Genomic DNA, 22831 nt, shown 5'->3' with positions numbered 1-22831 from the left:
ATACATTGTGGCACTAGCCACGCAGGAGGAAATATTATGTTACAAGGTAAAGTTAAATGGTTCAACGCAGAAAAAGGTTTCGGTTTCATCGAAGTTGAAGGTCAAGAAGATGTATTCGTTCACTTCTCTGCTATCCAAGGCGAAGGTTTCAAAACTCTAGAAGAAGGTCAAACAGTTTCATTTGAAATCGAAGATGGCGCTCGTGGACCTCAAGCTGCTAACGTAACTAAGTAATTAGTGAAATAGCAAAAAAAGAACTCCCTTAATGGGAGTTCTTTTTTTTGCTATTTTACTAGCTCAGTATAAACGACCAGCCGCTCCTCATACTCATGTTCTTCTTCGTCAAAATCCCCTGAACAAGTGATCAAATTTAATCGCGAGTCAGAATGGTACCCGAATATCCTTTCGAGCGGTGCATCATCAGTATAGTAGGATTCCACTCCAACGACTTGAAACGTGAGTAATTGTCCATCCTTCCCTAAGATCTCCACTTTATCGCCTTTTTGTAATTTTCCTATATGATAGAAAGCACCTGGCTTGCCTTTTCCATCAAGGTGTCCGGCAAGAACTGCATTCCCTTGTCCTCCGGGCTTCACCCCGGGTTTGAACCAGCCAGCTTGATTGATGTTATCTGGAACTTCCATTTCACCATTTTCGAGGATTCCCACACCGGCAACTTGAGCTTCCATTCCGATTGACGGAATTGTGATTTTTTCAGGTATTACCTCTATAGTTTGAAGATAGTCGCCAGCAGCTGGCTTATCAGCCTGGTTTGTTTCAGCAGATGAAGGAACCTCCACAGTTGGTGAAGGAGTTACCGTGACATCACTTTCCCGTGGGGCTGCACTTGTATTGACCCCAATTGTAGAAATAAGGAGAATCCAGTATAGAAGTATGGTTTTTTTAAGCCATGAATTCATTTTTTCTCCTCCTATGTAAATAGAAGAGAAGGGGATCCCCCTCCTCTTCATCATCATTTACTCAGTTGCAGTTTTACGTCTGAATAAGATAAGGCCTGCAAACAATACACCTGGAAGTGCCCAAAGGATCCAAGTACTGTTGGCCGTCTCACTCATACCGCCCATACCAGTGTTAGGCATATCAGGCATACCGGCGAACTTTTCAGGGAACTGGCTTACAAATGCAGCACTGAATAGTTTAGCAGGTGTAAACATATGACCGTAACCTTCTCTTGCAGTATCCCATGCAGCTTCATAGTCTTCAGCAACATAGCTGTCGAAAGTACCAGTCAACTGATTTACGTGTGTTTGAAGTCCAGCTGCAAGAGTTTCAGCTTTCACACGATCTTCTGTTGCAGCACTGATAAACTTAGAGAAATCTTCACGATACTCGTCCAACTCTTTTAAAGCTTCTTCTTTTGCTGCTTCGTCATTAGCACCAGTAGCTTTTACGTAGTCAACAAAGTAAGAAATATGGTTACTCCACGTTTCGTTGAACTGTGCTGCCGCTTCGTCACCATAAACGGATCCGATTGCAGCAGAAAGTTGATCAGTGTTTTCAGACAATACTTTTACATTTGCTTCAAATTCAGGTGCTCCTTCGATTCCATTCTGCATAGCCTGTTGAGCAAGTGCAAAGTGTTCGGAAAGAAGGAAATTCAAGTCAGAACGGAGGTTTGCAGCATTAGTTACAGCTTTCGTATCATTGAATTTTTCCGGGAATTGGTTAACAATTGCACTTGATAGTGCCTTACTTGTCATATACAAGTGTTCCATTGCATCGCTTTGTGTCATGTAAGCTTTTTCATAGTTTTCTGCCATATACGCATCAAAGCCGGAAATCAGCTGGTCGATGTGTGTTTGCAGGCCTGATGCCAGCACATCTGCTGGAACTTCTCCATTTGTAGCTTCAGCAATGAACTTTGAAAAGTCCTGTTTGTACATGTTCAATTCTTCCAAGGCAGCCTGTTTTCCTGCTTCATCATTATTAACGGAAGCTTTTACATAATCGACAAAATATCCGATATGATTGCTCCAGAATTCATTGAACTGTTCTCCTGCCGCTTCACCATAAACACTTGTGATTGCTGCAGTAAGGTCTTCTGTATTACCATTCAATGCTTCCGCCACTTGAGCGTAATCTTTGTCTCCATTTGCTGCTTTTCTCATGGAAGTCATCGCAAGGTATGCGTGTTCAGAGAAAAGCCTGTCCAGGTCTGCTCTTAACTCCACTGCAGGAGTTTCCACCGTTGGCATGTCTGAGTGATTATCTGCTGACGCTAATCCGGGAACTAATAGGGACAAACTTAATGGGACTGCAACTAAAGCTTTCTTAAAATTCATCTTCTACCTCCTAAGTTTTTTTCTTCCTTGTAGACGTTATGTAACACTCCTGTAAGGAAGATGTTCAATTCTAATGCTACATAGGGACTATTCCACGGTACTAAGGACTTAAACATACAAAATGTGCTGAAATGAAAAATGAAGTATAAGAAAAATCCCATGAACCCTTATGCATGTAAGCGTTAAAACTTTTAAAAAAATTAGTTTTTTTATACTTTTGGTTGAGACATATGGTTTGCTTTACGAAAAAAAAAGGTAAGTATATAATGAATGTATCATCATAAAATAAAAAAGAGAGCCCTGACGGCAATCAGGACTCCCTTACAGCAAATACCTGCATGGATATGCAGCGGCTTAACATAAGCTAAACAGACGAAGTAATCATCTTTAACCTTTGGCCGGGGATGGGATGGTTACTTCTTTTTTTCGGTTGCCGCGATAATCGCGGCAACAAGCGTTCCAAACGCAATCATAATCTGAAGGACATCTTCAATCGCAACCATTAGCGTATCACCTCCCTTCCTCGGGAGTATGAGCCGCTGCCCCATCCTGTATTGTGCTGTATCTCTATTATATCATCCATGAGCATTTCTTTATCTCAGCATAAAGAACCCCTCACAATTTTTCGACTGGGCAAATGGACCTGTTATCTTGCCTAGTCTGATAAGAGTGTGCCTCTTGCCATTCACCGTATGAAAAACCATAATGTTTCTCCAAGCCTGCCGTTCCTATATCCCTCATAACTTATGCGATAAAATTTCGTCTGAATAGCAAGATCCTCCATACAAATCAAGCTGCCTAGTGTATGTTGTTTCAATTTCTCAATACAGAATAGTAACCAATTCCGCTAAAAGCTGTTTGCTAAATATTGTTGCAGTTATATTATATCTTGCTTTCCGCTCCAGGTGTGTGACTCCGCGGGTACAAGGGGTAATTAGTAGGTGAGATTATTGGATAATGTATAGTCACCTACAAAAAGAGCGTTAATTTGTATGTAAGTTATCAAAATTCATACAACCACCTACCAATCTTGTTATTATTTGTATGAGACTTTATAAGTATTAGAGATTCACCTGCCAATTGATGAATCCCCCTCCTAATACTCTCTATATTTCCATGCAGGAGACGACGCTGAGCCGGCCTCTTAAATATAAAAGCAGAGGCAACTATGCGCCTCCGCTTCCCATCTCTATAATTTTTTCAACTCGTTTGCCAGGAATTCAACATCTGTTCCAACCACCACCTGAATGTCTCTTTGGTTCAGTTTGATGACCCCTTTGGCACCAAGTCTCTTCAATTCCACTTCATTTGCCAATCCTGTGTCGTTTACAATTAAACGCAGCCTTGTGACGCAGTTATCAATTGCAACGACATTGCCCTTGCCCCCCAATGCAGTGAGGTATTTGCCGGCAAGGCCTTTATAATCTCCCCCGGAAGCAGCGCTTTGGGAGAACTCGCCTTCAACCTCTTCTTCCCTTCCAGGTGTTTTCAGGTTGAATTTAATGATCATGAAGTAGAAGATCACAAAGTATAGAGCACCGTACACTAAACCAAGCAACAGGAGTACCAGCGGTTTTTGGGCAATATTATAATTCAAAATATAGTCAATCACCCCTGCAGAAAAGCCGAAGCCGTGATGAATATCCAGAATGTACGTCAGCGACATGGCCGCTCCTGTCAAAACAGCATGTGCCAGATACAAAACTGGTGACAAGAACATAAACAGGAATTCAATCGGCTCCGTAATACCTGTCAAAAATGAGGTAAAAGCAATGCCGACCATTGCACCGGTGATCAACTTTCGTCTTTCCTTTTTCGCCGCGGCAATCATCGCAAAAGCAGCAGCAGGCAAACCGAACATCATGACAGGGAAGAAACCGGTCATGAAGATGCCGGAATCAGGATCTTTCGCGAAGAATCGGGTCAAATCGCCTTTTACGACTTCACCGGCAGCATTCGTGAATTCACCAAATTCAAACCATACCAATGTGTTTAAGACATGATGAAGACCTAGTGGTATCAATAACCGGTTTAAGAATCCAAACACTCCTACTCCTAGTGCTCCGGCTCCAACGATCCACTCGCCCACTGCATTGATGGCTTCCTGAATAGGCGGCCAAACATAGCCGAATACACCGGCCAGCAAAATCATGACGAGGGACGTAATAATCGGTACAAACCGCCGTCCGCCAAAGAAGCCCAGATAATCAGGGAGCTTTTTATCATGGTAGCGATTATATAACAGCCCTGCAATGACACCGGATAGTATTCCTCCAAGAACTCCCATATTGATGCCGTCACTTATTGCCTTTGTTCCTTCTCCCAATACCAGGAACCCAATGGCTCCCGCCAGGCCGGCAGCGCCATTGCCATCCTTCGAGATCCCTATCGCCACTCCAATCGCGAACAGCAACGCAAGATGATCAAAGATTGCCTTCCCGGCAGCTGAAATAAAAGCAATGTCCAATAAGTCCGGCTGACCAATTCTTAGTAATAATGCCGCGGCGGGAAGAACAGCAATCGGAAGCATTAACGCTTTACCAATTCGTTGCAGAAATCCCAACATCCTTATCCCTTCTTTCTTTTTGTTGTAAACGCTTGCATAAAGGCCCGTACTCTAAAATATGACAAGTATGCGCCCGGATAGAACAATCAAGATAAAAATAAGAGCGCCTCCTTTTTTAGGAGGAGCGCTCTTTAATCATCAAATATCGATACTGCGGATATGCAAATCCCGCTGCGGAAAGGGAATTTCAATGTTATTTTCTGAAAGAATTCTATTTATCCTAAAGTTCACGTTGCTTTTAATGACAACCAATTGATTAGGATCTGATATCCAGAGAAACAGTTCAAAATCGAGAGAGGATTCTCCAAAGCCAACAAAGTTGACGAATGGTTCAGGGGTATCCAAAACAGTCACCGAAGCTTCACTTTCTTCCTTTGCAACTTGTAAAAGAAGCTCCCTCACCTTTTCTGCATCCGTTCCGTACGCTACTCCCACCGGCAGTACAAGACGAAGACGCGGGTCACTGAATGATCTGTTCACCACTTTTTCTTCAAGGAAATAGGAATTTGGGACGATAATATGCTCGTTATCCAGTGTCTTAATAACAGTCGCCCTCATGTTGATTTTTTCCACATCACCAATGACATCATCCACTATGACTCTGTCGCCGACTTTAATGGGCCTTTCAAATAAAAGAATGATACCAGAGATGAAGTTTGATGCAATATTTTGCAGCCCAAAACCAATCCCGACACTGATGATGCCGGCAAAAACAGTTAGAGCACTAAGATCTATGCCGACTGTCGTCAAACTGATAATAATCGCTAATACCATAATCGTGTAGTGGGCTATACGATCAAAAGTAAATCGAAGACCCTTATTCAGGTTGTAACGATTATACATTGCAGGCAAGATTGCTTTCGTCATCACTTTGGAAATCCTGCTCGCCAAGGAAATAATCAATATAGCCATAACAATAAGGAACAGCGTCACTTTCATTTGCCCAGTAGTAAATAATACGACAAACATCCATTGGGAGTCACTATAATAATTCAGCAGAAACAGTAAAATACCATAAAAGCTGACCCAGTTCACAAGGCTTCTTGCCACCTCATAAAACCGGGAAAGCTGCCTTGCAGCCCAAAGAATCAAAGACCTTGCAAGGAGAACCCCCACTACAACAGCAATCGTAATCATTATGTCGGGAAAATGAATAATGTTGGACCATTCTTCATATGTATGAAAATTCAACCTTCCAACTCCTCTCTTCTCACTACCTAACTTCAATTAAAAAGATAATAAAAAAGAAGGAACGCTTAAACGTCCTCCTTCTTCTTCCTTTCTTACTTCTTCTTAAATACTTTATCAGATGCCCCTTTTAAAACCCCTGAAGCAGTATCGACTGTTTTTTCCACAGCCTTGTTACCGGTGTTTGAAACCCCTTTTACAAAATCGGCTGATGTATCAGATACCTTGCCTACCAAACCGCCTTTCCCGCTAACCGACTTTACAATTCCATTTGCTGTATCAGCAGTCTGGTTCACCAGATCACTCGCCTGTTTAGAAGTGTTCTTCAATAAATCCTTTGGAGTGTTGGAGTTTTTCTCTGTCATTCTGTCGTCCTCCTTTGTTTTTCAGGATACATAACTATGCCTATGACCAAAAGCGGATATTATGAATACATAATCATATCGGAACACATGCAGAATGAAATCCGCAGTGCTGGAATCTATGCTTATCTAAAGGATGTGAGAGGCATCACCGTAAGGGTTTCGTACGTCCACTGACTAATAATTTTGTACAATGCTCTAAGTTAACGAAGAAATTTTTCTACCCTTGAATTTATACTTGTTCAGTTACCTCTGAATATGTTCATTCGTTTACGACTAACATTTTCCCGTAAACCGACTTTGACCGAATACTCCATTGAGAAGGTTATTGACTGAAAAACCGTCTCAGTCAGCCCCACGATCCCTCTAAGTTTGGATTACCATTTTTATTTTTGATCCTCACATAGAATTCCGCTTGAAAAATTGCTATATTAGTTAAAGAGTAAAAGCAACGAAAGGGTGTTGTGAAATGACAAGCACGAACGAAATGAACGAGAACATTGTTCATTATACAGATGAACCTGATGAAGTCAGCGGCAGATGCGAATGTGGAAACAAGCTGTTTAAATCGACTGTTAAAGACGGTATGCTATACAGAAAGTGCAGAGAGTGCGGAAAAACAAAAATAGTATAAAAAAAGCAGCCTTCCCGTAAAACAAGGAAGGCTACATTTCTATGTCCGTATTCTTATTGATATATCTCTTATGAAGGATCTTAGCACCCAAAGCGATAAGCCCCAGGGCTGCATAAATCAGAAATAGAGCAAAGAAACCCCATAATCCGATAACCGCATCGGCAAATTCCATATTTCCCCGATTCGTAATGGCCTGCTGAATTTCTATGGCAAACACCAATACAAACATGAAGGTCATTGTATATAAGAATGCAATCATGGTGACGCCAAAGGGGAGTCTCGAAAGCCATTTTGTTATGATAAAAACAACAAAAAAGGCACCGATCCCGATAAAGCCCATAATCCAAAAGTGCAAGTCTTTATCTGTGAGGCTCAAGCCCAAAAGATCATTTGACAGCATAATCAACAGGTCATGCAGTTGATTCACTACTTCTGCTAATGCCTTAATGCCTTCTTTCATTCCAAATCACTCATTTCCATACATAAATACCATTTACTCATTATAGCAATATAGAAATATGAGGGATATACTTTCTTAAAAAGAAATCCAATTACTACCGGCTTTCAATTGTCATGGCACCGACTGCATGCCAACGGTTCATCCTTGCTTTTTTTATAAACAATGGATCCTTTCCATACAGGCGGATGACGTCCTTGATTTCCTCGGGCAGATATTTCTCGTTTCGGTTATTTGCAAGAGAAGGATAACCCGACCCTCTTTGCAGGTAATCCGAGCTTGCCACCCTGTACCATCTTTCATCTTCAAGTGGCTGATCCCCAATCAATATATTGATGACTTTGCTTCCGTCATGTTCTATTTTGGCTCCTGAAACATGGAGCTTTCCGACAAATCTTCCTCTGAAACCAGGTCCCTTTCCGTCTGCAAGGCATGCTTGTGCATCTAGTGACACTTCGATTGCCTCGCGCAAATCTTTCCCCTGTATCTCAAAGGATGTTGGATTTAAAGGTGAGGGACAAATTTCAATAAGCTTTTTGTTGGATAGATAATCAAAAGCCCCCGCATTGACGATTCCGCTGTTAATCAATCCTATCTCACAATCCAGCATGTCTCTCAGCCCGTCGACAATCAAGTTGCTTATGGGGTTCTCCTCCACTACATCATGCCAAAGTGGTTCTTGGAGGCGGTAAAGCGGCTCGCTCAGAACAGCAATCGCTTTTTCTTTATTTCGTTTCAGGATGGCGAGGACTTCAGGATCTTTTTCTTCGGCATCAGTCGGCAATGTTTCGGAGTGCAGCAATGTCACTCCATCTGTTGTCACCTCAATTTCTATGCTTCCAACATGCTGTCCATAACATCCTGCACTATTCACAATAGTGCCATTGATGACCTTAGCCCTCTGGTAAAGCTGATGATCATGAGCGGAGATGATGATATCTATCCCGTCCACTTCCTCTGCGAGAACCTTATCATCATATGTACCGACATGATTTAAAACCACGCATAGGTCATACTTTCCTTTATAACGCTGCATCTCCTTAACCAGCGCTTCCTTAAACGAACTGATATGTACACCCAGGCCATCATTAAAATCCCCCAGATCTGGTGAAGACCCTGTAATGAAGATCCGAAGGCCGTTTTTCTCAATGATTGTTGAAGCCACCACGCCCTTTATCGGTGTCTTTTGTTTTCTGAGGAGGTTATTGCTGATGAAAGGCACCTTACTGCTGCTTGCCATGAATTCCAGTGTATCCACCCCATTGAAGGTTTCATTATTTCCAATGGTGAGGGCATCATACTCGACGGACTCCAGCAATTCAATTGCGGCCGCTCCACTTGTTCCCTGAAGTTCAATACTCCTGAAATCGGCAAAATCACCGCCATCCAATACTAATGTGTGTTCATCCTTCTGCTTTCTTATTAGGGATGCCGCTTTCGAAAACTGTTCAAAATGACTATGCAGATCATTTGTATGAAGAATTTGTAATTTCATGTTCCACCTCATTAATTCGGATTAATTCCTATCCCATTAATCTTCGAAACATGTTTCCATTATCCTGCAGCGGAATAAATATTTCGAAAATTTAAATTCCATTTTTTTCTTTGTTTTAGGGTTTAAAAAATTGGGATTTAGGCTATAATACCTATATGAACGGAGATGTTTTTTATGATCAAAGACATTGAAACCCTTTTTTTTATTAAAGAACTGGGCAGATTATTCGATGACTACAAGAGATGTCCAGACCAGAAAACAAAAGCTTTAATAGAAGATGAAATATTATTCTTAACAGAGATTATAAATCCAGTATAAATTTTAAATGATGGCCTTGCTTTATTAAAAGCGGGGCTGTTTTCTTTTTTTTTTGAGAATAGGCCGTTTCTCGCACTGCTTACCTCTCTCCCAACAGCCTGGATAAGGAACCAGTTACGGTTGCAGAAAAGGGGAGTTTAAGCCTATAAATGCAGGAAAAGAGTTGGCGATTCACAGGCTGTTTTCACTGAAATCAAAGTGGCAAGTATAATTTGTTTTTTAACCTTAGTAAATAAGATATAATAACACTAGTTATTATGAGCGCTGGAGAAGTTGGAGGATAGGGAAGATGACGAATGAACTTCAAGCAATAGGAAGCATGATATTGGAAAAGAAACATGTGATTGCCGAGGAAGTACATAAGGATAGACTGACCGGGGTGGCCAGACCGGATGCCATACTACGGAACTTCGAAGAGTTAGAGCCAAAAATCCTTGAGATTCGTGCTGAATTTATTAGCCTATTTGGAAATGCTTTAATAAACCACCAGGATAAACAAAAAGCACTTAACGAAATTGAGGAGTGGGGCCGCAAGAATGGTGATTACATTTTCCATTTGGGTGTAGCTTTAGACGAAGCCTTGAAAGATACAAGCTTTTATAGACAATATATTTGGAAGGCTATTAAGGACACTTCAAAAGAGACTGCTGTTTCAGCTGAAGCAATATTTGAAATTGTAGACATCATTGATCCATTATTGGATAAAGCTGTTTATTATTTCAGCCTCACTTATGTTGATAATTTTCAGAGATCACTTGAAAATGCCCATACTGCCTTTCTTGAATTATCAGTACCCGTTGTTCCGCTCGGTCCTGAAATCGGAATCTTACCTTTAATCGGAAACATAGACACCGAAAGAGCCAGACTTCTAATGGAAGAGACATTAAAGCACGCTGAAAAATTGAAATTGAGCCATTTGGTCATAGACTTATCAGGTGTACTGACGGTGGATACAATGGTGGCAGATCAATTATTCAAAGTCATCGATGCCCTTGCATTAATTGGGGTAAAGACCATCATTACGGGAATCCGCCCGGAGGTATCCCATACAATGGTTTCTTTGGGAGTAAACCTGAACCACCTGACTGTCAAAGGGACTCTGCACCAAGCTTTAAAGGAACTGAAATTTTTTTCCGTTTGTTAAGCTCTGTCATTAAGCGAACACACTTTGTGTTCGCTTATTTTTGTACAGGAAAATAGCTTCTCTTCCCTTCAATGACTACCTAGCAAACTTATCATAAAACGTTTTGATATATTTACCATTTGTGTCATAGTAGATTTCTTTCGTGTAATACCAATAAGAATCACTGTCACTGTACAATTTGATATAACCCGAAGAAATATAGGTCGTTTTGACATATGTCCATGTGTGGCCACCGCCGTCTGCTGGAACATACGATGGACTGACTGTATTGTTCTCTGCTTCGATTACCGTTTCCCTCTCGTTTTTCTCAGCTGAAACAATACAGTCTCCCAGAAGACCTGCTGCCAATCCCCCTCCTATTATGCTCACTAATATCCTTTTAGCTGCCTTCATTCCCTTATCCCCTTACATCTATTTATTCTATAAAAATATGAGTCTGCAGTCCTAGTTGATATTTATAGTTCCATTCTCTCACAAACTAACAAAATCCCCCAATTAAATTCAAGCAACGACGTGAAGATTCTCCACATATTTCGTCAGAGAAAGAAAAGTGTTGCCAAGCTTGGAGTGGGAGCAGATTATTTCTCAAGGCACTAAGGCTTTTTTATAAATACCGAAAATGCCCCACTCTTAGAGTGGGGCATTTCTAATTACCGGTGATTCATATCATTAGGATGAGGACCTTTACGTCTGTCCTTATTCAAACCGTCGATTTGGCTCATTTCATCAGCAGTCAATTCAAAGTCGAATACATTGAAGTTTTCTTCGATTCTTGATGGAGTGACTGATTTTGGAATGACAATTGTATTTTTTTGAAGGTGCCAGCGAAGCACCACTTGTGCAGGTGATTTGCCATGGGCTTCGGCAATCTGGGTTACGACTTCATCTTTCAGCACTTCGCCGCCTTGCTCCAGCGGGCTCCATGCCTCAACAAAGATATCGTGCTTTGCACAGAATTCTTTTAATTCATTTTGCGCCAGGTATGGATGGCATTCCACCTGGTTTAACACAGGCTTTACATCACATTCATTCAGGATGCGCTCAAGATGTTCAATTTCAAAATTACAAACACCGATCGCTTTGACTTTGCCATCCTGATAAAGCTTTTCCAATGCCTTATATGTATCGACATACTCATCAAATTCAGGAGTCGGCCAGTGAATGAGGTACAGGTCCACATAATCAAGACCCAGTTTTTCCAAGCTTTCGTCAAAAGCACGCAATGTGTTGTCGTAACCTTGATCACTGTTCCAGACTTTCGTAGTAATAAATAGTTCTTCACGTGGAACGGATGTTTCTTTCAGCGCTTTCCCTACACCCTCTTCATTTTGGTAGATCATCGCTGTATCAATGGATGTATAGCCTGTTTCCAAGGCTTTTGCAACTGCAGCAGTCGCCTGATTATTTTCAACCTGCCACACGCCGAATCCAAGCTGCGGCATTTTCAAACCATTATTTAGAGTCACGAAATTCATCTGGCATTTCTCCTTTTGGATTTTTTCCTTAGAGGTTCACCCCTATAAGGTTCACGGTTCATGAAAATTCATTCCGAGTACAATTACTGGGAATAATCACATTATACAAAAGAAAACGTGAGAGGATAAAGTAATCTGTCTTGGCAAAGAAGCGAATTTCGCGTGATTAGCAGACGCTTCTTTAGTCTTTCTATTTAACTTCTGACATACCTCCATCAGTTAAACCCTAAGGCCTTTTAACGCATGTCTGCCTCCAAAAAACGGTCCTGCTTAGCCTTTGATCCAATCTTTTTGTTGTCTTTTGATTTACGCGGCGAATTCACTTACGGGCATGGTATAAAAAAATCATAACATAATTTTATCCATTATGATTAATTCGTCCTTATAGGGATTGAAATGACTTAACAAGTTCACTGTGATTTTTTCTTCAAATTAAGCCCTTCGTTGGTTGAGAAAGCATCTCTTCATTCTGGCACCCTCCACCATAGAGGCAAGGACCAAAAAAGTATCAGTACCATGAGCTTCTATAATAAGGGAAGAAATTTCTCTTATTATAGAAATGTCGAGGAAAATGGGGCAGATAGGGAAAAAACCTTCCGCTATTAACTTAAAAAACATGAAAATTGGGTTACTGAGCATGTTTAACGGAAAATCCTTCCCTTATTTACCCCTCCCCAGCTAAATTTTGCAGTTTAACAGAAACTTTTTCCCTTATTTTAAATACCCTTCCCCTTATCTAGGTGACCTTCTCAATTAATGGATTTATTATGTGGTTTTTCATTACGCTTCCTTAGTGCTTATTGGAAAACCCGTCATTTTTTTGGCTAAAGATTCATCTGCCTGTAATTAATACATTATCTCCCGTCCAACGCTGTTTAAGGCTACGTCTATAGCATGGCGGTTAAAGATGTATTCCATGATTCCCTGCCTCATGTCAGAACTCATCCCAACAAATTTAAGTGAGCAAAAAGCTCCTTTAACAGCTGAAGCCCTGTTTTGTACATTGACAGCTTCTGCTTCAGCAACTATGCTCATTGGTTCTATCCCTGCTGCTGGGGAGCTTAGCACAAAGCTGACTTCCACCTTCTCACCCTTTTGTAACCCATTCGTATCATCAAGCCAAACGGAACAGCCTCCACCAGACAGATCATTCATTAGTCCAGCGACATTTTTTGAATGAATTGTTAGTTCTACGGGCCTGCATAACGGGATTCGATATTCTTCCCTGCGCTGATGCCTTTCTATTTTATCCGGACACTTTAGAAGCAGCCATTCAGGATTTTCATTGAGCGGATTGAACACGAGTGTTTCAAATCGGCATGGCACATCTTTGTCATCCTGGTAATCCACGATTACCTGCAACCCATCTGTGAGCGTAATCTCTCCGTTACCATCAGCTGATACAGGCTTACTGAGAATTAACTCACTGGTGTTCATGTTATGGACAATAGATGTGTAGGTCCCCTTTTCTTCACCGGTTGGAACAATGATTGTGACAGATTTATTAATTACTGGAAGATACATAAATGATTAAGCTCCCTTCAAAATTATTAACTTATAAAACAGTTTTAACTCTATTTCTCTTTCAGAAGTTGTATAGCCGTTTGATTAATAGTCTTTTGTCGAGAGTTGATGGTCTTCAAAAAATTTTTTTGCTGTCATAAGTGCACTTAGCGACTTTGGAAATCCTGCATAAGGGATACTGTGCAAGATGACCTCCAGAATTTGATCCGGTGTCAATCCTGCCTTTATCGCTGCATGGAAATGAACTGGCAGTTGTTCAGATGCCCCCTGTGTTATCAAGGATGACAGCACGATAAGATTTCGTTGTTGAAAATCCAGGTTTGGCCTCGTATAAACATCGCCAAATCCAAATTCGAGCATCATGTGATAAAACGAAGGAGAAAACTGTTTAATGCCTTCCAATACAGTCAGAGCCTCACTCCCTGCATATTCTTCAACAGCTTCGAGCCCTTTACTTAAGCGTTCATTCATAGTAGTAGCCCCTTTTCTATTTCAATGTAACGACTCTGGACAAGGTAGGCGGCACTTCAGCCGGATCCACGATGGCCTCAATCACTACAGGTCCATCAGCCTGAAGAGAAGATTGGATCGCTTCAGCCAGTTCCTCCTCATCATGGCACCTAAAGGAAGTCACTCCCATAGCTTCAGCAAACTTTGCTGCATTTAGAGGCGTTTGATAAGTGGTCCCAACTGACCGTCCAGTCGAAAAAGACATTCCTTTATCCACCATATCCAGCTGGCCATTATTAAGTACTACAAATAGTACAGGGACTCTATTATTCTTCGCGGTGATAAATTCTGTCCCATGCATTAATGTACATCCGTCTCCGGTTAAACAAACAACCGGCTTTTCCGGTGAGGCAATTTTCGCTCCAATTGAAAAGCCTATGGCATGTCCCATTGCCCCAAAAACATCGTCAAAGAAGAAAGTGCCAGGTTGATAGATATCATAGTGGCGCACAGCATAAAAGGTATGGCTCCCGTCATCCCCAAAAAGAATGGCCTCCTTTGGAAGGTGTGATCGTAATGTTTTGACTGCCTGCTCGGAAGTTAACATTCCATCCCTCCCTGCAGATGGTTCTTTTGCCAGTGATGACGTTGCTGCCACTTCAGCTAACGCGGGGTTGGGTTGACACCCGGCAATCTCGATCAGTTTCTTTAAATTAGCTTTAGCGTCACCCAACAATACCTTCGTCGGTACTGGAAGCGACTTTCCGGCAAACGTCAAATCACAATCAAATTGCAGGATCAAATCCGGGTGCATGTCGGCCGAAAAACCTGCGAGGGACATATCAGATAATTTAGTCCCCACGACAATCATTACATCAATGCCCGATTTTAAATATTCAGCGGACTTCTCAGTGCCTCCAAGGCCAAATCCTCCCAGACTGAGCGGGTGGACTGAAGGGAAGGCTCCCTTGCCGCACGGGGTAGTGATGACTGGAATATTCCAGTGTTCAGCAACCAAGCCGACTTCCTCATATGCATTGGAAATCCCGACTCCTTTCCCAAGGAAGAGAACTGGCTTCTTTGCATTGTTAAGGATTGAAGGAACTTGGTCTACATCGGGTGAAATCACTGTACCTATGTCAGCAGGTAATGGATAATAGAACGATTCTATCTCTTCCATGTAGACATCATATGGAATGGAAAGGTGTACGGGACCTTTTTTCCCTGTGACAGCTTTCTCAATAGCATGCCTTAGATAAAGCGGGAACATTTCACTGCGCTCCACCCGGGCACTGAATAATGTTACCGGTTCAAACATCTTTGTTAAGTCCGTCCCGAAGCTGCTTGAATCCTGGCCTTGGGCTTTCCCGGTTGATTGTATCGGCTGATGGCCAGTGATAAAAAGCACGGGCAGGTGGTAGGCCTTGGCTTGTCCGGCAGCGGTCAATAAATTGGTTCCTCCCGGGCCGGTTGTACCAATGGCCACCCCAAGTGTGTTTTTAGATAACGCATAGCCTGACGCTTCGTATCCCGCCCCGCCTTCATGGCTGCTCAAGACGAAATTGATATCTTCTGCTTCCAGATCAAACAACAAAGGACATACAGCCTTGCCCGGAACCCCGAATACATCTGTGATTCCCCAATGTCTAAAGTGCTCTGCTAAAATCTTGGATACTTTTTTCTTCATTCTCTATCTCTCCTAACGAAAGTTCATTCATCGTTTTCACCGTGCTTCAGCACTTGATTCTCTGTCTCGTTAAAGTATGGGACTTAGAAATGTTATGTAAAGGGTTTCCCGGGAACGGGTGTTATGCTCTCCCCCCCGTTAAATCTCTGGTCCCCGAGCCTTCAGAGATCCCTCCAGGGCCGCTATGCTGAGAGGGCGTCAGCATGTTCAATCAACAGCATGGGCTGTCTTTTCCACGAGATTAATTAAATTTTCAAGTTCGTTAAAGCTTTCTACAATGCCTTTCATCTGGCTTCTCTGTTCCTCAATGCTTGCAAATATTTCTTGTGAAACAGCAGTTGACTGCTCTGTAATACTTGAAATAGATTCAATATCGCTTACGATTGCTTCTGTATTACCTCCCACAATATCCACCATCTCTTGAACCTCTGATGAGTGTGCAACCAGTTTGTCCATATTCATTAGTATGTCTTTTAATGTGCTGCCGGTTTCTTCACCTAACACAGTACCTTTTCGAGTAGCTTCCTGGCCGATTGCAACCTCCTGTGCGATCAAACTTGATTGTTCCTGGATACTTCCAAGGATATGGGATATTTCTTCTGTGGATTTTTGTGAAACCTCTGCCAGCTTGCGAATTTCAGCTGCCACCACGCCAAAGCCTTTTCCATGTTCCCCTGCTCTGGCTGCTTCAATTGCCGCATTCAAAGCCAGTAGATTCGTCTGATTGGAAATGTCACTGATCGCTTTAACAATGGTACTGATGCTTTTATTTTTTTCGTTTAACTCATTGATTAGTTGCGCTGTATTATGAATCATGGAACTCACTTGGGTGTTCTCACTCACCAATTCTTTTATCTTTCTATCACCTATGTTCGTGATTTCAGCTGTAGAAATTGAAAGTTGTTTCATCCCCTTTGCTTTTTCGACAACTGTCTGGACTTTCATGTTTGATGAATGAGTGGACTCATTCATATCCGTGATACTCGATGCCTGGGATTCTGCACCCTTTACAACCTCAGAAAAACTAAAGACGATCTCATCGGTTACCTGATTTGTCTTCGTGATTCGTTCTTGAAGATTGCTATAGAACTGAGTCAGAGAATGGAGGGTGATTTTTATATCCTCTATGATAGCCATATTTTTTTCTTGGCTTTTCATCGCGGTTTTTTCGTTTTCCTTCGCATCTCCTATAATTCGGTTACCTACTATACAGACCGATAAGCAGACAACACCGCAAAATAGATATAAAGCAAACACCACAATGAGATCAATCACCTGCAAACTATTTTCTAAATAAGGATTTACACTGAAATGGAAGAACAGCGAGAGAGACCCATAAATAATCGATAAAACCATGATCCTTGTATGTAAGTAAATCAGAGAAAATAATAATGTCATAAAAATGATGAGCCATGAATTCACTGAAGGAATGAACCAGATGACAATGGTACTCAATATGAATGCAAAGCAGCTTAATATATACTTGCCCTTAGCATGATTTCGAACCAGTACATAGATTATGTAAGTGATGGCACTTAGGGGAATCATGATTAAACAGAATGATAAAAACTGAGAAAGATCAATCATTTTTGTCAGATAGAAAATAAAGAAAATCGGAAAACAGCTAGTCAGGCCTAAACCAATTAACGTATAGGTCAATAGTTTAGAGCTTGTTTTCTCATATTGTGTTACCATACTAATCCACCTTCTTAATTTTGTTCCAGCTCTGTAAAAACAGCTGAGAGTAGTCACTTCAATTCAGCACACTATACACCTAAGACTTTATACCTAATCTTATTTCAAAAAAAATCAACAACCATCAATTTATGGTCATGAATAACCTGAAACGCCTGCATGACTTTCCGTTAAACCCTTTCTATTTTTTTATTTAAATTACTTACTACTATCATAAATATAAAAAACCAAACTTTAAACCTATATTTTTCTAAATTTTGCGACATCGAAAGACATAGTACGACATCTTTGTTTTCTTTTATCTAAATAACCTGTCAGGCAAAGGATTTCTCACTACCAGTCCAACAAAAAAAAGACAGGCACCCCTGTCTTTTTTTGAATTAGTTTTATGCTGATGGTGTGGATACAGTCCCAGCCGCATTTTTTATATAGATGCTATTTCTTCCGTTTTCCTTGGCCTCGTACAAACATTCGTCTGCTTCACTTATCAGGTCTGCTGCTTTCCCTTTGGCATTGGCAACGCTCATGGCTGCACCGATACTGAGCGTAACCCTGTTACTGACCTTGGAATTTTCATGGGGGATGTTCAACCCCTCGATCATGGTTCTGCACTTTTCCGCCAGTTGATAAATAGATTCCGGTGACTGGTTCAGTAGGACGGCAATAAACTCCTCTCCTCCCATCCGTGCAACAAATCCATCGCATGATTGAATGATTTCTTCAATTGACTGTGCGACAAGCTTCAGGCATTCATCCCCTGCCTCATGCCCATACGTATCATTGTAGAGTTTGAAGTAATCAATATCCAGGTACATGACCGCAATGGGAGATTTGTTCATTAATGCAGCATCCCAAGCCTCATGATATTTTTCATCAAAATAACGGCGGTTGGGTATTTGAGTGAGCTGGTCCCTATAAGAAAGGTTTTTCAGTTTTTCATTAACCTTTTGTAATTGGTCCCTGGAATTTTCGAGAGATACCGTTCTTTCTTTAACCTTTTCTTCCAAAGTGAGATTCAGCAAAGCCAATTCTGTTGTCATTCTTTCCATCTCATTGAATGCTTTCGTTGAGCGCTTGGCGATGATGTATGCCTGAGAGAAAATAAACACGGCTAAACCAAGCGATGACAGCCTATAGGACTGAATGACACTATTCACTGAAAGAATATCATTAATAACCGTAATGGAAAGGATAGCAGCGCAAATATTTACGATTAGAGCACCTTCCTGTTTATCTATTAACGCTTTCACCAGCTTGATGGAAACATATAAAATAGTGATAATAGTCAGGACTTGATAGATGACAGTCGAATGAGTAAATATGTTTGTAGTAGTAACGAGAACAAAGAGCGACATGACTGCACTAATAAAAGTGAAAACTTTAAAATACCTTTTGGAAAATAGATTTGGGAATAATGAATATAAAACCCAGCAAAATAAAGGTACAGAAGTGTAGAAAGTCAAATATTCCAATTTGATTATTAGACTCCAAGGAAAAGATGGAAAGAAGTCGAGAATTGCCATCTCCTCAGTCACAATGATTCTTATACAAATAATAAAACAGACAAGACTGAACAGCAGTGCGGATACATTCTTTCGGCGTTGGATATATAGAACACTATGATATAAACCCGCCAAAAGTAAACAGCCGAAAATGATAAATTCAAAAGCCTGCTTTTTATACGTACGGTCAAGAATCTGTTCAGCCGTTCCTATTGTGATACTTTCCCATATACCGCCCGAACGATAATGATAATTTGCCAAGACCATTGTTACTTCTGTTGAAGTGTCATTTGGGGAAAAGTACACTTCCTGTGGCTGATAATCCGGCACAGTAGAATCCTTATCAGTTCCCACAGCCCCAACTTCAGCAGCCAGGTTCCCATCTATAAACAACTGATAAGCATTCGATACAGCAGGAATTGTCAAGCCATACCGGGACTCTTCCTTAAGTCCTTCAATAACCAGCCTGTAGGTTGCATACCCATGACCCGGCAGCCCCAATGCGCTTTTCCAGTTAGAGGGTACTTCTATATATTGCTTGTTGTCTAAAAGCGCGCCTTTCCTTTCCCAATAAAACTCCCACTCACCATTTAACCGGATGATCCTGTCATCATGTAACTTACTTAAATCTATATATCCTTCCTCAGCTTTTAAAACCGGGGATGTATCTATTTCTCTATGAGCGCATCCTGCAAAGAGCAAAAAGACAACAGCTATTAAGACACAATATAATGATCTTCTCACCATTAGATACCCCACTTTTTTAATTCGGCGTGCTTCAAACAATGTAATATGTACAAGTCTTGCAAACACCTAAAATCTTTTTAGGGTTTTATACAACAAAAAGCCATTCACACTGAATAGCTTTTCAATACTATCCGGTAATCCAGCCACCATAATTTTTCACATGAAAAATTGAAGGTCTGTGACTTTGCGTCCTTTGCTTTCGCCAAGTTTGCCTTTTCTTATATATTTTCACTCTGCCGTTCAGGAATACATTGGCGGGTGCACAGAAGGCTCCGATATGCTGCCCATAAAAACCGAGTGCCTTGAACGGAAATCTATATATAATCTTATGATCTTATACTCTTATTCTACTGTAAGGACTTTTTGACCACAACCAAATCTTTTCTTAAAACTCTTACCTACAGACCTCTTAAATTCGGCTGGCATATCAAATGCATGTTAAAGAACTATATATAGTACATGCCTCCGCAGCGGGCTATGTATGACTTATAAAATCAAAAAAACAAAACGGGCTCGAACTGCTGGCCTAATTTAGATAATTTTTGTATAGGATGTAAAGATTATTTTGAATTTTGTGTATTTAGGATAAAATTGATAGTATTATAGGCTTAAACAGACAGAGTGTTCCATGCTCAAAAGGAGGGATTAAAGTGCGCCTGGTTTCTATTAACAATTGTGAATCCGGTATGGTTTTAGCAAAACCCATTTATAATGAAGATGCCCGGCTTCTTTTAAATGTTGGGACCACCTTGACTGAAGCACATATTAATCGAATAAAAAAACGCATTGCTTTTATATATATAAAATCTGAAATGACAGATGACATCATTCAAGTAAACGATGATATACCATATGAGCTGCGGACCAAAACGATTGCATCCATTTCTAATGTTTTTTCGACAATAAGAAATAAACCAACAAACAAAGTAGCAATCACAAATAGGTTAAGTAATTTCAGATCCTTGAAAGAAACATTTTCCAATGTTGTCCATGAGCTGCAGAGGTCATCTGATCATCTAAACTTAATTTCCCATTTACAAATAAATAATGACTCCATGTTCGAGCATTCTCTAAATACAAGTCTTTATTCATTATCAATTGGACGAATCCTCGGCATACCTGAAAAATCATTACATATTTTAGGACTTGGAGCACTCTTTCATGACATAGGAAAACTCCAATTACCAAAGTCACTTTTGAGCAAAACCGACCTGACTGACGAAGAGAAACAGGTTAAGCGGTCGCACACTGAAATTGGATTTGAAATGTTAAGGAAAGAGTCTGAACTGCATTTATTAGTTGCTCACTGTGCCTATCAGCATCATGAGAATGTTGATGGAAGCGGGTATCCAAGAGGGTTAAAAAAGAATGAAATTCACCAGTTTGCTCGAATCATTACCGTTGCTGAAAAGTTTGATCAATTGATTAGAGAAAAAGCGATGCTTCCCCATGAGGCAATGGAAGTGCTGTATGGCTACTGTTATATTAGGTACGATATCGAAATAATCGACGCATTTAAAAAGGCTGTAGCCATTTTCCCCATTGGAGTAACAGTCACTTTAAGTACGGGAGAGCAAGGGGTTGTTATCGGTTATAATCAAGCTTATCCACAACGTCCAAAAGTCAGAATCTTTAGAGGAAAAGATGGAAAAAAGCTGTCTATATCCGAATTTTATGATATTGATTTATTAACAGACCTAACCACTATGATAGTAAAATGCGATGCTATTATTGAGAGGAAAACTAAAGTAATCAAATAAGCTTGAAATTCACTTGCCTCTTTCCCTGCATCCAGACCAAAGACTTGATCCAATTTTTCACTATCTTTCTTAAGAGACAGGCCAGTATACGTTCTGAAATTTCAATTCAAGCGAGAACTTTAGTGAACCAAAGGTGCCCAAGATGTGCACCTTTTTTATTTTTTATGCAATACAGTAGCAGAAACAAACAAAAAAACCCTTGATACACAAGGGTTTTTTTTCGGTATGGAGCATAGCGGGCTCGAACCGCTGACCTCTTCGCTGCCAGCGAAGCGCTCTCCCAGCTGAGCTAATGCCCCGTAATATAATGTTGCGACGCTTTTTATTATATAAAGTTTATTGGGTTTTATCAAGTGGTTTAATTAAATTTTTTCACCAATCATCTGCAGTTTATCTTCCTTCTATTGTAAACGAATTCTTAACAGAATATAATGAAAGAAAATTCAGATATTAACAGGAGGAGACTATGCTGCAAGCGCAACCTTCGCTGAATGGAAATAAGCCATTTGATGACACACATATCGGAAGAAGTGAAATGCAAAAGAATTTCCGAATGGACCTTCGAACATTTTCTGAGAAAGATTACAACAAATATGTGAAGGTCGATAGCGTCCGTGACTGGTCCTTAGTGTCATGGAAAGATATCGGACGGCCGTTTGAAGTGAAGAATTATTCAATAGATAGACAGCAATATGAAGAAGAGCACCGCAAGCCTATGAGTGCGCATACTTCCTGGCAATTTTTCAACAGGTCCTTTCATGAGTGGTTCTCAAAGGATGTCCCGCTTGAACAGCAGAAAGAGAAAGAGAAGTTCTTAGCCAGCCTCACAACCTTAAAGCCTGGTGAAGTTAAATCCGCACTTGGCGATGTAGTTAGAATCCATCTATGGAATTATGTTCATCGTATTCAGGACGGCATCTGGGATCCCCGCGGAAAGCGTGCACTCTTTGAAGGGCTGAATGTTTCCAAACCAAAGATCTTGTTTCTTGGAGCTGCAGAAGGGTACGAAGCAATGCAGCTTGCTGCTATGTATCCTGGCGCGAAAGTCGTCATGGTCGATTATGATGAATATTGTAAGACAACCAGGTTCGAACATTTTCCCGATTCCTATCCGTTTCTCGGTGAAAATCCACTGACTGGACAGAGGAAAGTCTACTATAAAGACGATTTAAATATTGAGTATGTGGTGGATGATATCCGTAATCTGGCTTATGGGAAAGAGTTCGACATCGTCATCTCAGTTGGGCTTCTGGAACACTTTCCGGATGAATATAAACCTGAGGTCATCGACTGGCACCGAAAATTCCTTAAGGCAAATGGCTATGTGATCATGACTACTCCCCGCAATCAGCTTCGCTCACGTATCTACTATAATATATTTGCTGACGTAATGAATCATACATATCGTGAGCTGATGACCGTCGAACAGATGGGACTCTACATGTACGAAAATGGGCTGGATATCCTGAAGTCCGGATATATCAAAGTCCATAACGGCATCATTGCCAAAGTCCGATAAAGTTT

Annotated in this window: 22 protein-coding genes, 1 tRNA gene and 1 riboswitch; of the genes, 7 read left to right on the top strand and 16 right to left on the bottom strand. The window is 40.9% G+C overall.

Annotation, left to right across the window (positions count from 1 at the left end; genetic code table 11):
* The first annotated feature begins 36 nt into the window (after positions 1–36).
* Positions 37–234, top strand: coding sequence for a cold-shock protein (locus tag BSG1_RS11265; RefSeq protein ID WP_006837153.1), 198 nt, complete (start codon positions 37–39; stop codon positions 232–234).
* Between the two features lie 50 nt (positions 235–284).
* Here BSG1_RS11265 and BSG1_RS11260 read toward each other — a convergent pair whose 3' ends face one another.
* The 6 genes from BSG1_RS11260 to BSG1_RS11240 form a co-directional block, all read right to left on the bottom strand.
* Positions 285–920, bottom strand: coding sequence for a class F sortase (locus tag BSG1_RS11260; protein WP_044022774.1), 636 nt, complete (start codon positions 918–920; stop codon positions 285–287).
* A 57-nt stretch (positions 921–977) separates the two neighbouring features.
* Complete coding sequence (locus BSG1_RS11255) at positions 978–2303, bottom strand: hypothetical protein (RefSeq protein ID WP_006837151.1); 1326 nt, start codon at positions 2301–2303, stop codon at positions 978–980.
* A gap of 413 nt (positions 2304–2716) precedes the next feature.
* On the bottom strand, positions 2717–2806 hold the full coding sequence (locus BSG1_RS21360; RefSeq protein ID WP_232214229.1) for a putative holin-like toxin: 90 nt from the start codon (positions 2804–2806) through the stop codon (positions 2717–2719).
* Between the two features lie 686 nt (positions 2807–3492).
* Complete coding sequence (gene nagE / locus BSG1_RS11250) at positions 3493–4869, bottom strand: N-acetylglucosamine-specific PTS transporter subunit IIBC (RefSeq protein WP_006837149.1); 1377 nt, start codon at positions 4867–4869, stop codon at positions 3493–3495.
* Positions 4870–5007: 138 nt separating this feature from the next.
* On the bottom strand, positions 5008–6060 hold the full coding sequence (locus tag BSG1_RS11245) for a mechanosensitive ion channel family protein (RefSeq protein ID WP_006837148.1): 1053 nt from the start codon (positions 6058–6060) through the stop codon (positions 5008–5010).
* A gap of 92 nt (positions 6061–6152) precedes the next feature.
* Positions 6153–6422 carry a hypothetical protein gene (locus BSG1_RS11240; RefSeq protein ID WP_006837147.1) on the bottom strand — a complete coding sequence of 90 codons (270 nt, stop codon included), beginning with the start codon at positions 6420–6422 and terminating at the stop codon, positions 6153–6155.
* 36 nt (positions 6423–6458) lie between these two features.
* On the opposite strand from BSG1_RS11240, the gene BSG1_RS20850 reads away from it, so the two are divergent.
* Positions 6459–6596, top strand: coding sequence for a hypothetical protein (locus BSG1_RS20850; RefSeq protein ID WP_006837146.1), 138 nt, complete (start codon positions 6459–6461; stop codon positions 6594–6596).
* Between the two features lie 292 nt (positions 6597–6888).
* Positions 6889–7053: a hypothetical protein gene (locus BSG1_RS21105; RefSeq protein WP_198008231.1), complete on the top strand. Its 165-nt coding sequence runs from the start codon at positions 6889–6891 to the stop codon at positions 7051–7053.
* 31 nt (positions 7054–7084) lie between these two features.
* On the opposite strand, the gene BSG1_RS11235 is transcribed toward BSG1_RS21105, so the two are convergent.
* Both BSG1_RS11235 and BSG1_RS11230 read right to left on the bottom strand, forming a co-directional pair.
* Entirely contained in the window at positions 7085–7513 is a 429-nt protein-coding gene (locus tag BSG1_RS11235) for a hypothetical protein (protein WP_006837144.1), read from the bottom strand.
* Positions 7514–7607: 94 nt separating this feature from the next.
* Positions 7608–9005, bottom strand: coding sequence for a bifunctional metallophosphatase/5'-nucleotidase (locus tag BSG1_RS11230; RefSeq protein ID WP_006837143.1), 1398 nt, complete (start codon positions 9003–9005; stop codon positions 7608–7610).
* Positions 9006–9179: 174 nt separating this feature from the next.
* Between BSG1_RS11230 and BSG1_RS21100 the strand changes: the two genes are divergently transcribed.
* Both BSG1_RS21100 and BSG1_RS11225 read left to right on the top strand, forming a co-directional pair.
* A complete protein-coding gene (locus tag BSG1_RS21100; RefSeq protein ID WP_198008230.1) occupies positions 9180–9323 on the top strand; it encodes a hypothetical protein in 144 nt (47 codons plus the stop codon).
* A gap of 289 nt (positions 9324–9612) precedes the next feature.
* Positions 9613–10467 carry an STAS domain-containing protein gene (locus BSG1_RS11225; protein ID WP_006837141.1) on the top strand — a complete coding sequence of 285 codons (855 nt, stop codon included), beginning with the start codon at positions 9613–9615 and terminating at the stop codon, positions 10465–10467.
* Between the two features lie 75 nt (positions 10468–10542).
* Here the strand turns inward: BSG1_RS11225 and BSG1_RS11220 are convergent, their stop codons facing one another.
* From BSG1_RS11220 to BSG1_RS11185, 7 genes are all read right to left on the bottom strand, one after another.
* Entirely contained in the window at positions 10543–10860 is a 318-nt protein-coding gene (locus BSG1_RS11220; RefSeq protein ID WP_006837140.1) for a hypothetical protein, read from the bottom strand.
* Positions 10861–11117: 257 nt separating this feature from the next.
* Positions 11118–11942 (bottom strand): aldo/keto reductase, encoded by an 825-nt coding sequence (locus tag BSG1_RS11215; protein ID WP_044022773.1) that lies wholly within the window; start codon positions 11940–11942, stop codon positions 11118–11120.
* Between the two features lie 846 nt (positions 11943–12788).
* Positions 12789–13466 (bottom strand): flagellar brake protein, encoded by a 678-nt coding sequence (locus BSG1_RS11205; protein ID WP_006837137.1) that lies wholly within the window; start codon positions 13464–13466, stop codon positions 12789–12791.
* 84 nt (positions 13467–13550) lie between these two features.
* Positions 13551–13937, bottom strand: coding sequence for a carboxymuconolactone decarboxylase family protein (locus tag BSG1_RS11200; RefSeq protein ID WP_006837136.1), 387 nt, complete (start codon positions 13935–13937; stop codon positions 13551–13553).
* Between the two features lie 16 nt (positions 13938–13953).
* On the bottom strand, positions 13954–15603 hold the full coding sequence (locus BSG1_RS11195) for a thiamine pyrophosphate-binding protein (protein WP_006837135.1): 1650 nt from the start codon (positions 15601–15603) through the stop codon (positions 13954–13956).
* 207 nt (positions 15604–15810) lie between these two features.
* Positions 15811–16419 carry a methyl-accepting chemotaxis protein gene (locus tag BSG1_RS21770; protein WP_442852158.1) on the bottom strand — a complete coding sequence of 203 codons (609 nt, stop codon included), beginning with the start codon at positions 16417–16419 and terminating at the stop codon, positions 15811–15813.
* Positions 16420–17684: 1265 nt separating this feature from the next.
* Positions 17685–19544, bottom strand: a complete 1860-nt coding sequence (locus BSG1_RS11185; protein ID WP_198008229.1) for a sensor domain-containing diguanylate cyclase — start codon at positions 19542–19544, stop codon at positions 17685–17687.
* 133 nt (positions 19545–19677) lie between these two features.
* Positions 19678–19770: riboswitch (cyclic di-GMP riboswitch) on the bottom strand.
* 427 nt (positions 19771–20197) lie between these two features.
* On the opposite strand from BSG1_RS11185, the gene BSG1_RS11180 reads away from it, so the two are divergent.
* The gene (locus BSG1_RS11180; RefSeq protein ID WP_044022771.1) at positions 20198–21307 is read left to right on the top strand and encodes an HD-GYP domain-containing protein; all 1110 of its coding nucleotides are present in this window, start codon (positions 20198–20200) and stop codon (positions 21305–21307) included.
* A 226-nt stretch (positions 21308–21533) separates the two neighbouring features.
* Here BSG1_RS11180 and BSG1_RS11175 read toward each other — a convergent pair.
* Positions 21534–21606, bottom strand: a tRNA-Ala gene (locus tag BSG1_RS11175).
* A gap of 167 nt (positions 21607–21773) precedes the next feature.
* On the opposite strand from BSG1_RS11175, the gene BSG1_RS11170 reads away from it, so the two are divergent.
* Entirely contained in the window at positions 21774–22826 is a 1053-nt protein-coding gene (locus BSG1_RS11170; RefSeq protein ID WP_006837131.1) for a class I SAM-dependent methyltransferase, read from the top strand.
* Positions 22827–22831 lie beyond the last annotated feature (5 nt).

Origin of the sequence: Bacillus sp. SG-1, assembly GCF_000181495.1 — a bacterium.
Lineage (GTDB): Bacteria > Bacillota > Bacilli > Bacillales > Bacillaceae_B > Rossellomorea.
Note: the sequence above shows the minus strand (reverse complement) of the source record. Positions and strands in the feature narration are given on the sequence as shown.

Excerpts from the sequence above, each read along its gene's own strand:
- BSG1_RS20850 (WP_006837146.1), top strand. The coding sequence starts at position 6,459 with ATGCCTATGACCAAAAGCGGATATTATGAATACATAATCATATCGGAA.
- BSG1_RS21105 (WP_198008231.1), top strand. The coding sequence starts at position 6,889 with ATGACAAGCACGAACGAAATGAACGAGAACATTGTTCATTATACAGAT.
- BSG1_RS11265 (WP_006837153.1), top strand. The coding sequence starts at position 37 with ATGTTACAAGGTAAAGTTAAATGGTTCAACGCAGAAAAAGGTTTCGGT.
- BSG1_RS21360 (WP_232214229.1), bottom strand. The coding sequence starts at position 2,806 with ATGGTTGCGATTGAAGATGTCCTTCAGATTATGATTGCGTTTGGAACG.
- BSG1_RS11220 (WP_006837140.1), bottom strand. The coding sequence starts at position 10,860 with ATGAAGGCAGCTAAAAGGATATTAGTGAGCATAATAGGAGGGGGATTG.
- BSG1_RS11240 (WP_006837147.1), bottom strand. The coding sequence starts at position 6,422 with ATGACAGAGAAAAACTCCAACACTCCAAAGGATTTATTGAAGAACACT.
- BSG1_RS21100 (WP_198008230.1), top strand. The coding sequence starts at position 9,180 with ATGATCAAAGACATTGAAACCCTTTTTTTTATTAAAGAACTGGGCAGA.
- BSG1_RS11255 (WP_006837151.1), bottom strand. The coding sequence starts at position 2,303 with ATGAATTTTAAGAAAGCTTTAGTTGCAGTCCCATTAAGTTTGTCCCTA.
- BSG1_RS11200 (WP_006837136.1), bottom strand. The coding sequence starts at position 13,937 with ATGAATGAACGCTTAAGTAAAGGGCTCGAAGCTGTTGAAGAATATGCA.
- BSG1_RS21770 (WP_442852158.1), bottom strand. The coding sequence starts at position 16,419 with ATGATTCATAATACAGCGCAACTAATCAATGAGTTAAACGAAAAAAAT.
- BSG1_RS11235 (WP_006837144.1), bottom strand. The coding sequence starts at position 7,513 with ATGAAAGAAGGCATTAAGGCATTAGCAGAAGTAGTGAATCAACTGCAT.
- BSG1_RS11195 (WP_006837135.1), bottom strand. The coding sequence starts at position 15,603 with ATGAAGAAAAAAGTATCCAAGATTTTAGCAGAGCACTTTAGACATTGG.
- BSG1_RS11260 (WP_044022774.1), bottom strand. The coding sequence starts at position 920 with ATGAATTCATGGCTTAAAAAAACCATACTTCTATACTGGATTCTCCTT.
- BSG1_RS11225 (WP_006837141.1), top strand. The coding sequence starts at position 9,613 with ATGACGAATGAACTTCAAGCAATAGGAAGCATGATATTGGAAAAGAAA.
- BSG1_RS11215 (WP_044022773.1), bottom strand. The coding sequence starts at position 11,942 with ATGAATTTCGTGACTCTAAATAATGGTTTGAAAATGCCGCAGCTTGGA.
- nagE (WP_006837149.1), bottom strand. The coding sequence starts at position 4,869 with ATGTTGGGATTTCTGCAACGAATTGGTAAAGCGTTAATGCTTCCGATT.
- BSG1_RS11230 (WP_006837143.1), bottom strand. The coding sequence starts at position 9,005 with ATGAAATTACAAATTCTTCATACAAATGATCTGCATAGTCATTTTGAA.
- BSG1_RS11170 (WP_006837131.1), top strand. The coding sequence starts at position 21,774 with ATGCTGCAAGCGCAACCTTCGCTGAATGGAAATAAGCCATTTGATGAC.
- BSG1_RS11205 (WP_006837137.1), bottom strand. The coding sequence starts at position 13,466 with ATGTATCTTCCAGTAATTAATAAATCTGTCACAATCATTGTTCCAACC.